We start from the raw sequence: 13,335 nt of genomic DNA, 5'->3' as shown, positions 1-13,335 counted from the left end.
GCACTTGGTGAATCGAGGTTTCCGGTTAGCTTCCGACACCGCCGGACGGGGGGACACGATAACTTGCTGTCGGACGTCCCCCCGAGTTCGACAACGAGGGGAGCGTTCGCGATAGTAGCTGTACTCTACCCGCGAACGCCGAACGATCCGAGCCTCGCGTCCCGTTCGGCGGAGAGCTCACGTTCCAGTCGAGACCGGTCCCAGCCGAGCGGGGAGACCACGCTCACGGCCGCCCGGACCAGCAGGTCGCGGTAGTACCCCTCGTCGTAGCCGTCGAACTCCTCGAACGGCAGTCGAACCCGACCGCGCCCGCGCGCGGCGTCGTCGACCACGACGTACTGGACCGACTGGCCGGCCGAACGCTCCACGCCGGCAGCCGAAGAGCGGTCGAGCGCGGCGGCGGTGAGGGTGTCCCGCCGGTACTCCCCGGGCGCCTTCGTGGCGCGCGTCGTGACGACGAGGTCCGCGGGGTCCACGTCCCCCCGTTCGAGTCGCCGGAGGTGCCCGGCGAGGCGGTCGCGGACGGTCTCGGGCGACCGGTCGGCGTCGAACGCCTCGATCAGGTCGCGCTGGGCGTCCGCGACGAACGCGGGCGTGCTCCGCTGGCGGCACTCGATGCCGCGGAACTTGTACGAGCCGTCCCGCCGCCGCCCGAAGTACTTCGTCAGCGCGCCGGCGTTCGAGTCGCGCTTCGGGACGAAACACACCCAGTCGTACGTCGCCTCCAGTTCCAGCGGGATGTCCGCGATCGCGGTCACGTCCGCGGCCAGCTCCTCGGGCGGCGTCGAGTCGGCGGCCCGCTCCCGCACCCAGACGCTGTCGACGATGGCGTGAAGCACCTCCCAGCCGCCGGTCCCCAACGCCTCCTTGGCGTCGAGCAGGGTGTCACGCGCGATGGCGTTGATGGCCTCGTGGCACTCGATGCGGCCGAACTTCGCGTTCCGATAGCCCTGGTAGCCGAAACACGAGACGAGCACCCACTTGATGGCGTCCGACCTTGCGGCGGCCGCCTCGTCGCCCCCGGCCGCGTCCTCCTTGAAGCCCGCGCGGTCACGGAGGAGCCGGTCGAGGACGTTCGGGAGGAACCCCTCGCGGTCGCAGATGCTGTAACCGATCCCCGGCACGTCCGCCCGGTCGCAGCAGTCGCACCGCACCGTCTCCGCGCTTATGTTGTGCTCGCAGATGATCGCCGGGTACAGCGAGGCGAAGTCGAGTTCGACGACGTCCTCGTAGTAGCCGACGCGGGGGCCGAGCGTCACCCCGCCGCGGTCGGCGTCGTGGAGCGTCCGCATCGGCTTGAACTGCTCCGGCTCCCACGGTCGCCACGGCGCGGGGACGTACCGCGCCCGGGCGTGCCGGATCTGCATCGACGTGAGGATGCTCCCGATGCTCGCCCTGCCGGCCTCCTGGACGGGTCGCCACGACCGCTCGACGAGGTACAGCAGTCCCTCCAGCCCCGCCTTTCCCCACATGAAACTGTTCGAGCAGTCGAGGATGGCCCGTCCGGGGATCGAGTACCGGGCCGGCGAGTGACCGACCCGACCGTAGCTCTCGAAGGTGTTCTCCCCAGCCAACTTCCGCCAGTCGCGCCCGTCCGTGTCCGGTCCGTCCACGTCCGGTTCTCTCGGACCCGGTACGTCTCCGTCCAGGTCCCGTCCCCACGAGAACGGCACCCCGAGCGCCTCGGCCCGCCCGCTCACGACCGGGACGGCGTCCGCGCTCGACAGGACGAGCAGGTCCGGGTCGGTCGCGGCCAGGCGGGCCGACAGGGCCTCGACGGCGTCCCGCTCGTCGTCCGCGAGGGGTTCGCCCCCGACCCGCAGGCCGCTGGCGTCTTCGGCGGAGAGCGCCGGTTCGGCCAGGTCGACGCGGAGCGACACGAGGTCCCCCTCGGGGGAGGGGTTCCGTCCGGTGTCGAGGTGGAAGCGGAACCCGGGGGAGAGGTCGACGTCGTACAGTCGGAGCGTCCCCGGCGGGTGGTTGGCCGCCTCGAACTCCCGCCGAACCCGCCGCGCGACCGGGCCGGCGGACTCGGGGTGCCCGAGGTCGACCCGGAGCATCGACGTCGGTTCGCGCGCCGCGAGCGAGCGGTATCGCTCGGCCGTCCCGGTCCCGGTCACCCGGTCGTCGCCGCCGAGCCACGTCGCGAGGTGGTCGCGGGCGTCCGCGGGCCCGGCGACGAACAGCGACGGCTCGTAGTCGGCCACCCGCTCCCGTTCGAGGCCGTTTGGGCTCCGCGTCCAGACGACGGCGTCGCCGTCGCGGAAGTCGACGGTGACGGTCACGTCCGGTCGGTCTCCGGCGCCGACGCGGGGGCCGGTTCCGCGGCGGATTCGAGCGACTCCACCCGCTCGCGGAGCCGCCGGAGTTCGGCCTCGTGGGCGACCAGCAGCGAGAGCAGGAGCGACTCCGTCGGGTCGGGGGGGTTCTGTACCCCGGCGGCCGCGGCGTGCTCGGCCGCCCGCTCGAACAGCCGGTCGAAGTCGCCCCGGTACTGCCGGCGGAGCGCGCGACGGAACGGCGCCCAGTCGGACTCGTACGATTCGAGGAAGTTCCGGTAGGTGGGGTTCGTCCGACCCATCAGCGGCGCACCTCCCCGAGCGAGCCGAACGACTCCCGATCCGGGCTCACGCGTGCACCTCCGTCGCCACCTCGGGGTCTCGCAGGACGACGCGGCCGAGCAGGTCCACCCAGTACGGCACCGTCGTCTGCCAGTAGCCGTCTCGGTAGTAGCCGGAGTGCGTGAAGCCCGGCGCGTCGAACGTCAGCCCGAGGCGGGTCCGTTCGCAGTCGACCACGACGTCCGCGGCGTCGACGACGCGCTCGGCGCGCTCGTCGTCGCCGGTCGCGGTGAGCAGTACGGGGCAGTCGAGCGCGTCCGCAAGTTCCGTCAGGACGCTCAGGCTCGCGTCGAGCAGGCGTGCGGCCTCGGCCCCGGGCACGTCGCCGTCACGGTACAGCGCGGCGGCGTTCGGGACGACGACGAGGCGCGTTCCCGGCCGCGCGTTCCGCGGGAGCCCGCGGACCAGTTCGTGGTGCTGGTAGGCGGTGAACGCCCGGGCCACCATGAGTCCGGCGAGCGACCGGCGGGACGGCGCGGCGTCGTACAGCGCGTGCGTGTTCGCCGCGTTTCGCGCGTCCACCCAGTAGACCGGCCCGGACTCCCCGAGGAGGGCGTCCGCGACGAGTCGGTGGAGCGCCGTCGAGCGCGGGGCGGGCGGGCGCAGGACCGTCACCCCAGGCTCCAGGGTCGGCAGGTCGCTCGCCGGCTCGGGTCGGTTCGGTGTCTGATCGAACATGTCACCGGGTTCGACGGCTTCCGGGAAAACCCCGACCCGTACCCCCGCGACGGAAGTGAAACGGCGGTGACGACACCGGAGCCGCTCTCGTCTCCCGATTTTGCGCCGTCAGCGCCCCGATTCCGCGGGTGAAACTAACGCGCCACTATCGGTCGCCATCCGTCGCTATCCGTCATCCTCAGTTACTCCCGATCAACTACCGGTCGCCGTACGTCGGAACCGGTCGGTACGGGTCGCGCTCGACGGTTACCGGTCGCCCTCGGTCGCGAGCACCTCGCCGTCCTGTTCGGCCCCAGCCGAACGGCGAGTGCGCGCCCCGTCGATGCGGTCGGCGACCTCGTAGCCGGCGACGACGCCGCCATTCAGGCTCCGCTCGGGGTACTGCGCGCGGGAGGCCATGCCTGCGTAGTAGAGCCCCTCGGTCACCTCGTCGCCGAGGTCGTACGGGACGACCAGGTCGAGGTAGCCCTGCTCGTAGATCGGCGCCGCGCGCGGAGCGCGGGCGAGCCTGAAGTCGGAGACGCCGTCCGGGTCGAACGCCGGGAACAGGTCCTCGATGCCGGCGAGCCAGCGCTCCTCGATCTCCCCGTCGGTCGCGTCCCAGAGCCACTCGTCGGGCGACTGGACGTAGCTGGCGACGTACAGCAGGTGGTCGCCGCCGTAGCGCTCGGGTGGGACGAAGTTCGTGTGCTCGATGAGCGCGCCGAACGGCGCCTCGTCGGCGACGTTGAGCCAGTAGATGTCCGTCAGCGACTCCTCCATCGTCACGACCGCGCACACCGCGCCCTGGAAGTCGATCTCGCAGGCGTAGCCGGTGAGGTCCTCCAGCACGTTCGGCATCGTCGCGACGACCACGTCGTCGACCGACTCGACCCTCGTCTCGGTCCCCGCTCCGGTGCCCTCGCCCTCCGATTCGACCGTGATCTCCGAGACGGCGCCGTCCTCGGTGGCCAACCGGGTGACCCGGGCGTTCGTCTCGATGTTCTCCCGCCCCACGGCGTCGACGAGCGCGTCGAGCAGGACCCGGAAGCCGCCGTCGAAGTAGCCGAGGATCTCCCCGCGCAACAGGTCGCGCTCGCCGCGGAACTTGATGCGCCCGAGCAGCCACGCGGCGCTCACCTCGTCCTTCCTGGAGCCGAACTTCGCGTCGAGCAGCGGGTCGAAGAACGTCTCGTACACGTTCTCGGTCGTGTGCTCCTTCGCGAAGTCGACGGCCGACTGGTGCTCGAAGTCCTCCAGGTTCTCGTAGGTGTCGAACGAGGGAACGCCGCCCCGCACGTCGATGTCGAGGGTGAGCATGCCCAGCCGGAACTTGTCGTAGACGCTCCAGTGGGGGAACGCGAGGATCTCCCAGGGCGTGTCCATCGGGTGGACGACGCCATCGACGTAGTAGGCGTTCTTCCCGACGAGCCACTCCAGGTCGTCGCCGACGCCCAGTTCCTCCGCGAGTTCGACGATGGTCTCCTCGGACTTCGAGAGGTGGTGGTAGAACTGTTCGAGGTCGTCGCCGGCGGTGGCGTACGTCCGGGCGAGTCCGCCCAGCGCGTCCGGCCCGCCCGCCTCGAACACGCGGACGTCGTGGCCGCGCTCCCGGAGTCGATAGGCGGCTGACAGCCCCGCGATCCCGCCGCCGACGATGGCGATCATGCACCCGAATCGTCGCGGACGGGCTAAGTCGCTTGTGGATGCCGGTGAGAACTCGCAACGAAGTGGAAGTTGGTGTTCGGATAGGCTCCGGTTCGAGGGGACTCGGACCGGAGATTTCATCCGTCCCGTTCGACCCGTTCCCCGTCGAACTCGGTTCGGGTGATCGGCGACAACGCTGAAAAGTGGCGGGCGCGTACCCACGGGTATGTCCGATGACGAGATACGCGTCGACGTGGAGGTCGAGGTAGAGGTGGACAGCGACGAACTCGAGATCGAGGTCGGCGACGTGGTCGAGGCCGAGTCCGAGCTCGAGAAGGAGGGCGTCGAGATCGAGATCGAAGTCGAGGTGGAGCGGGAGGGCGACGAGGGGGCCGACACGGACGGTCGGGACGAGGACGACTGGGAGGAGGGCGAGGGGAGCGAGGACCCCGGAAGCGACGCCGAGGACCTGGACGAACCGACCGGCGAGACGGACGCCGTGCCGGAGGGCGAGGAACCCCCGTACGAGGACTACGAGTAGCCGAGCGCCCGCGGTACGGCCGGTCCGACGGGCCGATCCGCTCCGCCGCCGTCGAACGCGCTTTTTAACCGACCCGGGACGCTAGCGACGGGTATGGCACAACCGCGCGTCCCCGGCGGCGGGGGCGAGGAGTTCGAGCTCCCGTGCGGGGAGACCGCCCGGGTCCGCGAGTTCGACATGGGGATGCGGGAGTTCGAGTGCGACTGCGGGGCGACCCACGCCGTCGTCACCGACGTGAACCCCCCGGACCGCTTCCTCCCCGAGTTCCTCGTCTCGCTACTCCGGGACACCGTCGAGACGACGAGCGAGGAGATGCCGGAGTTCGGCACCCCGCACCTGCTTGGCATCGTGCTGGAGGAGTTCCCCGAGGCGGTCGTCGCGGAGGACGTGAGCGAGGACCAGGACGTCGGCTACACGATGCTGTGGGTGACGGAGTTCGACTCCCGGCGCCTCCACGAGATCATCGTCGAACTGGTGATCGAACTGATGGAGCACGCGGTCTCCCACAGCGACGACGAGAGCGCGATGACGGAGTTCGAGGAGCAGATGCTCGCGTTCGACGTGAGCGAGTTCGTCGAGCAGTACCGGTCGGAACGCGACCTCGACGCCGACGACGTGTACGTCTGATCGCGCGTCGGTTCCCGAAGAGCCGAAGCCCCGTTCGGGGCGAGTTCGGCGCCTGGTTCGTCGACGGACGATCGGCGACGATCGCAATAGCCCGACCTCGTTCCGTTCCCGCCGACCCTTCTCGGATACCGTTCTCCGAACCCTTCTCCCTGCTGGGACGTACGTGCACGCGGTCCCGAGGCCGACGGCGTTCGTGCGGACCGGTCCGACTGCGGGTGACACCTGTGCTCCTCGCGTCGGGGGCGCGTGTGAAACGAAACTTTACGTCGACCGATTGACTAGGGGAGCCAGCGTGCGTTCGTCCTCCCCACCCGCTGAACTCGAGACGCGGATCCGGCAACAGAAGGTCGTCGCCGAACTGGGCCAGCAGGCGCTCGAGACGGACGACCTCGACCGGTTGATGCACGACGCGGTGGCGGCCGTCGCCGAGACGCTCGACGCTGACTACTGCAAGGTGCTCGAACTGCTGCCCGGCGGGGACGAGGTCCTCCTTCGCCAGGGGGTCGGCTGGCAGGACGGACTCGTGGGGTCCGCGACGGTCCCCACGGATCGGGACTCGCAGGCGGGTTACACCCTGCTCTCCGAGGACCCCGTCATCGTCGACGACCTCGGGACCGAAGAGCGATTCTCCGGGCCGGCCCTGCTCGTCGACCACGACGTCGTCAGCGGCATCAGCGTCGTCGTCGGCTCGCTCGAGGACCCCTGGGGCGTCCTGGGGGTGCATACGCCCGAGGAACGGGCGTTCTCCGAGTACGACGCCAACTTCGTCAGGAGCGTCGCGAACGTCCTTGCGTCGGCCGTCGAGAACTACCGCGCGCGGAACGAACTCAAGGAGATTTACGGGCGTATCTCGGACGCGTTCTTCGCGCTGGACGAGGAGTGGAACTTCGCGTACCTCAACGAGCGGGCCCACGAACTCATCAACCCGGGGGACCGGGAACTGGTCGGGTCGCACGTGTGGGACCAGTTCCCGGCCGCCATCGGCCGGCAGTTCAAGTCGAAGTACGAGCGCGCGATGTACGAGCAGGAGACCGTGTCGTTCGAGGAGTACTACCCCGAACCGCTCGACGCGTGGTTCGAGGTGCGGGCCTACCCGTCCGAGACCGGCCTCTCGGTGTACTTCCGGGACGTCACGGAGCGCAAGGAGCGCGAGCGGGCGCTCGAACGGAGCGAACACCGGTACCGGACGCTGGCCGAGCAGTTCCCGAACGGCATCGTCACCCTGTTCGACGAGGACCTCCGGTACACGCTCTCGGCGGGCCGCGCGTTCGAGGACCTGCCGGTGTCCGCGGAGGACGTCGAGGGGCAGCCGGTCGCGGAGGTGTGGGGCGAGGAGGTGGCGGCGGACCTCGAACCCGCGATGCGGGCCGCACTCGCCGGGGAGGAACGAGCGATCGAGGTGGCGTACGCCGGTCGGGAGTGGATCATCCACGTAGTGCCGGTCGGGGACGAGACCGGGACCGTGTTCGGCGGCATGACGATGGCCCAGGACATCACCGAGCGAAATGAGACCCAGCGTCGGCTCGAGGCGTCGAACGAGCGGCTCGAGCAGTTCGCGTACGCCGCCTCCCACGATCTCCAGGAACCCCTCCGGATGGTGTCGAGCTACCTGCAACTGATCGAGCACCGGTACGAGGACGAGTTCGACGAGGACGGCCGGGAGTTCCTCGAGTTCGCCGTGGACGGCGCCGACCGGATGCGCGAGATGATCGACGGGTTGCTCCGGTACTCCCGCATCGATACGCAGGGGGACTCGTTCGAGCCGGTCGACCTCGACGACGTGTTCGAGCACGTCCGGGAGGACCTCACGGTGCAGGTCACGGGGACCGACGCCGAGATCACGACCGAGAACCTGCCGCGCGTCGAGGGGGACCCCGACCAGCTCCGGCAGGTGCTCCAGAACCTGCTGAGCAACGCACTCGAGTACAGCGACGAGGGGCCGCCGCGGGTCCACGTCTCGGCCGAGCGCGACAGCGACGAGTGGATCGTCTCCGTGCGGGACGAGGGGATCGGCGTCGACCCCGACGACCACGAGCGCATCTTCGAGGTGTTCGAACGGCTCCACAGCCGCGACGACTACCCCGGCGCGGGCATCGGCCTCGCGCTCTGTCAGCGCATCCTCGAGCGACACGACGGCGAGATCTGGGTCGACTCCGAACCCGGCGAGGGCGCGACGTTCTCCTTCACGCTGCCCACAGTGGACGACCGCTGAGTACCCCGGGTGGGGGTGTCGGGGGTGTTCACCGTCGTCCGTCCGTCTGTCGGCAGTCGGGTAGGCCTCGTCGACGATGTATCGATGCCCGACTAGTCCGCGTTCACGCCGTCGTCGTCGACGCCGGGCACGTCGGAGACGTCCACGTCCTCGGGCTCCCCGCCGCCGCCGGCCGTCACCTCGCCGGTCTCGTCCTCGACGTACACGTCGTCGGCGAAGCCCGCGACCGCGTTGGCGTACTCGCCCTCCTCGAGCTTCTCGGGCGTGGACGGCGCCTCGGCGATGCCGTCCGCCGGACGGAACTCCCCGAGCGGGTTGTCGATGGTGATGCCGTGGGCCGAGAAGAACTCCTCGTAGCGGCGGTAGTGGGGTTCGAGTTCGTCGGCCGGGATCTCCATCATCTCCGTCCAGCCGTGGTTGAAGAAGTCGAAGTTGCCCTGCGCGTGCGTAATCTCGCGCGCCTCGGCCTCGGAGTAGCCGGCTTCGAGCGCCGCGACGTACGCGTCCATCGTCGCCTCGAAGAAGTCGTCGAGGTGGTCGCGCCGCTCCTCCCTGCGAGCCTCGTCAGCCTTCCCGAGGAAGATTCGGGTGTGGAGCTTCACGAGTCCGTAGGTCGCCACGTTGCTGACGCCGGGTGTGGTGAGCGCCTTCTTCGCGGCCCAGTGGCGAGGGTTCTGGCGGATCTTCATCGGGGTCGCGTTGGGTCCGGCGGGACATAAACGGTCGGCCGCGCGAACGGTCCGCGACGGGCCGTCGGGAACGGGACGAACCCGGTGGGGTCTTTCGGTTCCGTGCAAACCCACGGAATGCGCGGATAGCAACCCACATTAACCCCGAAGCCGAATCGCGGGGTATGACCGAGTCGTTCGTCATCATCGGCGACGGAGTTGCGGGGTCGTCCGCCGCCGAGACCCTCCGGGAGGAGGCGCCCGACGCCGACATCACGGTGCTCACAGAGGAGGGCGAGGCCCTCTACAACCGCATCCTCATCAAGGAGTTCGCCAAGGGGAAGCTTCCCGAGGCACCCATCTCCATCCACGACGCCGAGTGGTACGAGGAGCGAGACATCGACCTCCGGCTCAACACGCTCGTGGTCGACATCCGGACGGACGCCCACGAGGTCGAGACCCACGAGGGCGAGGTGTTCGAGTACGACAAGCTCCTCCTCTCCGTGGGCGGCACGCCCCAGCAGCTCCCCGTCGAGAACTCCGACGCCGACGGCGTCCACCACTTCTGGACGTTCCAGGACGCCCGCGGAATCAGGGAGGCCGTCGAGGGCGCCGAGAACGGCGTCATCGTCGGCGCCGGCCTGCTCGGCATCGACTTCGCCGCGATCTGCGGCGCACAGGAGGTCGAGGCCAAGTACCTGATGCGCGGCGAGTGCTGGTGGCGCTACGCACTCTCGACGGACGGCGCCGAGATCATGCACGAGGCCATGCGCGAGCGCGGGGTCGAGCCCGTGTTCGACTCGGGCGTCGACCGCTTCGAGGTGGACGACGAGGGCCACATCGAGGCCGCCGTCGACCCGAACGGCGAGCGCTACCCCGCGGACTTCGCCGGCGTCGCCATCGGGCTGAACTTCAACACGGAACTCGTCGAGGACACACCGATCGAGACGGACAACGGCATCGTCGTCGACGAGTACATGCGGACGAACCTCGACGAAGTGTTCGCGGCGGGCGACATCACCCAGTTCCACGACGTCATCCTCGGCGATCGCGCCCAGAACGGCGCGTGGGGGTCGGCGAAGGAGCAGGGCACCATCGCCGCCAGGAACATGCTCGAGTACGAGTCGGAGGGGTTCAAGTGGGTCTCCTCGTACTCCATCACCCACTTCGACTTCCCGTTCCTCTCGTTCGGCCACCCGACGCTCGGCGACGACGAGGTGGAGCGCAAGTTCGGCGACGACGAGTGGCGCCGCCTCGCGCTGAAGGACGGCAAGATCGTCGGCGGCGTGCTCATCGGCAACCTCGCCCCGCAGTCCGCGTACAAACAACTCATGCGCGAACAGGTCGACGTCGGCGCCCAGAAGGAGGTCCTGATGAACGAGGAGTTCTCGGTAGAGGACCTCGAACAGGAAGCGGCCGCCGGCGAGTAGACGCCACGAACCCGGTTTTCGCGGAACAGGACGGATCCGACGGGAGACGACGGACCATCAGCGATAGCACCCGAGTCCGAGAGAGGCCAGAGTTGCGATCCGTCCAGTGGATCCCTCGGCCGCGGCGAGAGTACCACCGGCCACCATCTTTTCAGACCATTGGATACTGTAGCAAGGTTTAAGGTGAATAATGTTGTACGGTAGCACATGACACAGCGCGGGCCGACCCTGACAGCTCACCGTGCCGGACCGGTCCCGGAGGACGCGACGGTCCGACACGTGGACCAGCTCTCCGAGGACGACCTGGAGGCGTTCGTGCGGATGACGGCGGGCGAACCTGTTCGGGCGTCCGGGCTCAACCCGGACGACGTCATCGTGTTCGCGGGGTACTACCGGATCGCCCGGACCGAACAGGGGAAGGTGAGCGGCAGCGCCGAGGCCGCGACGGACGGCGGCGCGGTCGTCGTGGAGCGGCGGTAACTCGACGGAGTAGCGGTCGGGCCCGGAGCGAGCGACCCGCCGTCGGGTCGAACCCGCGACCGACACCGTTTTCGGCGGTTCCCCCCCACTCACGGTATGGACGGCGGCGGCTCAACCGACATGACGCTCGCGTTCGAACTGGCGGCGCTCAAACGCCTCGCCGACCCGAACGCCGTGTTCAACGACGCCCGGGGGTGGACCGAGTACGTCGGCGTGGTCTCCGAGAAACCGACGTACGTCGTGACGAACTTCACCCGGAAGCACCGCGTGCGCCAGGACTTCTTCTCGGGTCCGCGCGGGGTGCGGGAGTCGCTGGAGAACGTCAAGGGACAGTTCGAGACCGACCGGCACGTGTTCGTCGGGACGACCGACGAGGACGAGGCCGTCGCCGAGGCGGCCGGGTGGGAGTTCCTCCCGCTGGAGGCGGCCGCCGAGGCCGCCGGCTGGACGCTCGGCGACGAGGATGAGGCCGCGGACCCGTTCGACGACGAGGGACGCGACGACTGGCCGTAAACCGGGGACGACGGGGGCGAAAACTGCGGATCCTGTATTGCTCGGCGTGAACAGCTTCCGACGTTTCGGAGACGTCTCCGTCGGTTCTCGGAAACCGGCATACCCCTTTCGAAAGCCATAATCGCCGGCCACCCGTGGTACCTGCCAATGAGTCACAACTTGCCCGACGTGCAGGCGAGCCGGCCCGACGTCACGGTCGGACTCAGCCAGGTCGGGGTGACCGGCGTCGAGAAGCTGGTGAAGATCAGCCGGAACGGCGACCGGCCGTGGATCCTGATGGCCGACTTCTCGGTCTTCGTCGACCTGCCAGGCGAGCGGAAGGGCATCGACATGAGCCGGAACATGGAGGTCATCGACGAGGTGCTCGAGGCGACGACTCGCGAGGAGGCCTACCGCGTCGAGGACGTCTGCGGGGACGCCGCAGATCGACTCCTCGCGAAACACGAGTACACGTCGACGGCCGTGGTCGAGATGACCGCGGAACTGGTGCAGCGCGAGAACACCCCCGCGAGCGACCACCAGACCCAGAGCACGGTGGAGGTCATCGCCTCCGCGACCGCGACCGAGGCTGGGACGCGCGAGGAGATCGGCGCCCGGGTCACCGGGATGACCGTCTGCCCCTGCTCGCAGGGGATGTCCGAATCTCGCGCACGCGACAAACTCGCTGAACTCGGCGTCGACGACGGGACCGTCGAGGAGTTCCTCGAGGCGGTCCCCCAGCCGGGCCACTCGCAGCGCGGGCACGCGACGCTGACGTTCACCGCCGAGGGCGCTCCGGAGGTCGACCTGCTCGACGTCATCGACACCGCGCGGGACTCCATGAGCGCGCGCATCTACAACTACGCGAAGCGGCCGGACGAGGACCACATGACCTACCACGCCCACATGAACGCGAAGTTCGTTGAGGACTGCGTGCGGACGATGGCCGAGGACGTCGTCGAGGAGTTCTCGCATCTGGCGGACGACGTCACCGTGTACATGAAGCAGTCGAACGACGAGTCCATCCACCAGCACAACGCCCACGCCGAACGCGAGGTCCCGATGGGGCTGCTCCGCGAGGAGCTGGCGTAGGGGGCCGGCCACACTCTTCTCGTCCCGTACCGCCTAGAGGCGCAACGGCTCAGCCTCGGCCCAGCGACTCTGGAACCGCTCGCGGGCGTCGCCCGCGAACTCGGGGTCCTTCAGGTCGATCATCGCGAACGACTTCTCCGGGTCGACCGGGCTCGGGACCTCGAGACAGACCTCGGCGTCGTCGACGAGGGTGAACGTCCCGCGGACGCCCTCGGCGGTCCGAACCTCGAAGTTGGGGTGGGCGGCCACCCGTTCGGCGTACTGGCGCCCGACGCTCTCCGGGAGGCGTGCGGGAAGGTCCTGCTCCATCAGCACCGACACGTCGACGCCGCGGTCGAGCGCGGCCTCGAGTTCCTCCATCACCGACTCGCCGATGTCGCCGAGGTCGAGCCCCGACGCGGGCGCCGAGGCGATCATGGCGACGCGGTCGTCGGCCGCGGCGAGCCGTTCGAGGAGGAGGTCGGCGGTCTCCTCGGGGCCGACGGCCGCGGTCCAGAACTGCTCGTCGGGCGGTTCGCCCGCCTCGAGCTCCGTCGAGAGCTCCCCGACGACCTGCTCGTACTGCTTGGCCGTCTCGTCGAGTTCCCGCTTCTTCTCCTCGAGCAGCCTGTCGAGCGCGGCGTCGGGCTCGACCGCGACGTACTTCTTCGGCCTGCTCGCGGCCTGGCTCCGGGCGAGCCGGTGGCGCTCCAGGCTGTTGAGCACGTCGTACACGCGGCCCATCGGCACGCCACTGGCGTCAGACAACTCCTTGGCGGTTGCCGGCCCGGCGTCCAGGAGCGCCCGGTACGCGCGGGCCTCGTACTCCGAGAGGCCGAGGTCACGAAGGGTAGCCATAGCCCACGGGTAGGACCGCCTTACCAAAAAC

Annotated in this window: 13 protein-coding genes; 7 read left to right on the top strand and 6 right to left on the bottom strand. The window is 69.2% G+C overall.

Annotation, left to right across the window (positions count from 1 at the left end; translation table 11 throughout):
* Positions 1 to 125: 125 nt before the first annotated feature.
* The 4 genes from HUG10_RS01315 to HUG10_RS01300 all read right to left on the bottom strand — a co-directional run bounded on the left by HUG10_RS01315 (position 126) and on the right by HUG10_RS01300 (position 4,946).
* Complete coding sequence (locus HUG10_RS01315; RefSeq protein WP_179167835.1) at positions 126 to 2,285, bottom strand: type B DNA-directed DNA polymerase; 2,160 nt, start codon at positions 2,283 to 2,285, stop codon at positions 126 to 128.
* The gene (locus tag HUG10_RS01310; RefSeq protein WP_179167834.1) at positions 2,282 to 2,581 is read right to left on the bottom strand and encodes a hypothetical protein; all 300 of its coding nucleotides are present in this window, start codon (positions 2,579 to 2,581) and stop codon (positions 2,282 to 2,284) included. Before HUG10_RS01310 ends, HUG10_RS01315 begins: the two co-directional genes overlap by 4 nt.
* A gap of 46 nt (positions 2,582 to 2,627) precedes the next feature.
* Complete coding sequence (locus HUG10_RS01305; RefSeq protein WP_179167833.1) at positions 2,628 to 3,299, bottom strand: P-loop NTPase family protein; 672 nt, start codon at positions 3,297 to 3,299, stop codon at positions 2,628 to 2,630.
* A 246-nt stretch (positions 3,300 to 3,545) separates the two neighbouring features.
* The gene (locus tag HUG10_RS01300; protein ID WP_179167832.1) at positions 3,546 to 4,946 is read right to left on the bottom strand and encodes an NAD(P)/FAD-dependent oxidoreductase; all 1,401 of its coding nucleotides are present in this window, start codon (positions 4,944 to 4,946) and stop codon (positions 3,546 to 3,548) included.
* Positions 4,947 to 5,151: 205 nt separating this feature from the next.
* Here HUG10_RS01300 and HUG10_RS01295 point away from each other — a divergent pair, with 205 nt between their 5' ends.
* The 3 genes from HUG10_RS01295 to HUG10_RS01285 all read left to right on the top strand — a co-directional run bounded on the left by HUG10_RS01295 (position 5,152) and on the right by HUG10_RS01285 (position 8,305).
* Entirely contained in the window at positions 5,152 to 5,466 is a 315-nt protein-coding gene (locus HUG10_RS01295; RefSeq protein WP_218780632.1) for a hypothetical protein, read from the top strand.
* Positions 5,467 to 5,559: 93 nt separating this feature from the next.
* Entirely contained in the window at positions 5,560 to 6,093 is a 534-nt protein-coding gene (locus tag HUG10_RS01290) for a DUF5815 family protein (protein WP_179167831.1), read from the top strand.
* 292 nt (positions 6,094 to 6,385) lie between these two features.
* Positions 6,386 to 8,305: an ATP-binding protein gene (locus HUG10_RS01285; protein ID WP_179167830.1), complete on the top strand. Its 1,920-nt coding sequence runs from the start codon at positions 6,386 to 6,388 to the stop codon at positions 8,303 to 8,305.
* A 92-nt stretch (positions 8,306 to 8,397) separates the two neighbouring features.
* Here HUG10_RS01285 and HUG10_RS01280 read toward each other — a convergent pair whose 3' ends face one another.
* Positions 8,398 to 8,994, bottom strand: coding sequence for a DUF6149 family protein (locus HUG10_RS01280; RefSeq protein ID WP_179167829.1), 597 nt, complete (start codon positions 8,992 to 8,994; stop codon positions 8,398 to 8,400).
* A gap of 164 nt (positions 8,995 to 9,158) precedes the next feature.
* On the opposite strand from HUG10_RS01280, the gene HUG10_RS01275 reads away from it, so the two are divergent.
* From HUG10_RS01275 to mptA, 4 genes are all read left to right on the top strand, one after another.
* Positions 9,159 to 10,403, top strand: a complete 1,245-nt coding sequence (locus tag HUG10_RS01275) for an NAD(P)/FAD-dependent oxidoreductase (protein WP_179167828.1) — start codon at positions 9,159 to 9,161, stop codon at positions 10,401 to 10,403.
* Between the two features lie 207 nt (positions 10,404 to 10,610).
* Positions 10,611 to 10,883 (top strand): hypothetical protein, encoded by a 273-nt coding sequence (locus tag HUG10_RS01270; protein ID WP_179167827.1) that lies wholly within the window; start codon positions 10,611 to 10,613, stop codon positions 10,881 to 10,883.
* A gap of 96 nt (positions 10,884 to 10,979) precedes the next feature.
* Positions 10,980 to 11,396, top strand: coding sequence for a DUF7124 domain-containing protein (locus HUG10_RS01265; protein ID WP_179167826.1), 417 nt, complete (start codon positions 10,980 to 10,982; stop codon positions 11,394 to 11,396).
* A 147-nt stretch (positions 11,397 to 11,543) separates the two neighbouring features.
* On the top strand, positions 11,544 to 12,467 hold the full coding sequence (mptA, locus tag HUG10_RS01260) for a GTP cyclohydrolase MptA (protein WP_179167825.1): 924 nt from the start codon (positions 11,544 to 11,546) through the stop codon (positions 12,465 to 12,467).
* Positions 12,468 to 12,500: 33 nt separating this feature from the next.
* Here the strand turns inward: mptA and HUG10_RS01255 are convergent, their stop codons facing one another.
* Positions 12,501 to 13,304 carry a TrmB family transcriptional regulator gene (locus tag HUG10_RS01255; protein ID WP_179167824.1) on the bottom strand — a complete coding sequence of 268 codons (804 nt, stop codon included), beginning with the start codon at positions 13,302 to 13,304 and terminating at the stop codon, positions 12,501 to 12,503.
* Positions 13,305 to 13,335: the final 31 nt, after the last annotated feature.

This window comes from Halorarum halophilum (genome assembly GCF_013401515.1).
In the GTDB taxonomy this organism is placed as follows: Archaea; Halobacteriota; Halobacteria; order Halobacteriales; family Haloferacaceae; genus Halorarum; species Halorarum halophilum.
The sequence above is the reverse complement of the archived record's forward strand: the minus strand, read 5'-3'. Positions and strand labels throughout refer to the sequence as shown.

Bases quoted from the DNA above. Each gene is read 5' to 3' on its own strand.
- HUG10_RS01310 (WP_179167834.1), bottom strand. From the start codon at position 2,581: ATGGGTCGGACGAACCCCACCTACCGGAACTTCCTCGAATCGTACGAG.
- HUG10_RS01305 (WP_179167833.1), bottom strand. From the start codon at position 3,299: ATGTTCGATCAGACACCGAACCGACCCGAGCCGGCGAGCGACCTGCCG.
- HUG10_RS01300 (WP_179167832.1), bottom strand. From the start codon at position 4,946: ATGATCGCCATCGTCGGCGGCGGGATCGCGGGGCTGTCAGCCGCCTAT.
- HUG10_RS01295 (WP_218780632.1), top strand. From the start codon at position 5,152: ATGTCCGATGACGAGATACGCGTCGACGTGGAGGTCGAGGTAGAGGTG.
- HUG10_RS01290 (WP_179167831.1), top strand. From the start codon at position 5,560: ATGGCACAACCGCGCGTCCCCGGCGGCGGGGGCGAGGAGTTCGAGCTC.
- HUG10_RS01280 (WP_179167829.1), bottom strand. From the start codon at position 8,994: ATGAAGATCCGCCAGAACCCTCGCCACTGGGCCGCGAAGAAGGCGCTC.
- HUG10_RS01275 (WP_179167828.1), top strand. From the start codon at position 9,159: ATGACCGAGTCGTTCGTCATCATCGGCGACGGAGTTGCGGGGTCGTCC.
- HUG10_RS01270 (WP_179167827.1), top strand. From the start codon at position 10,611: ATGACACAGCGCGGGCCGACCCTGACAGCTCACCGTGCCGGACCGGTC.
- HUG10_RS01265 (WP_179167826.1), top strand. From the start codon at position 10,980: ATGGACGGCGGCGGCTCAACCGACATGACGCTCGCGTTCGAACTGGCG.
- mptA (WP_179167825.1), top strand. From the start codon at position 11,544: ATGAGTCACAACTTGCCCGACGTGCAGGCGAGCCGGCCCGACGTCACG.
- HUG10_RS01255 (WP_179167824.1), bottom strand. From the start codon at position 13,304: ATGGCTACCCTTCGTGACCTCGGCCTCTCGGAGTACGAGGCCCGCGCG.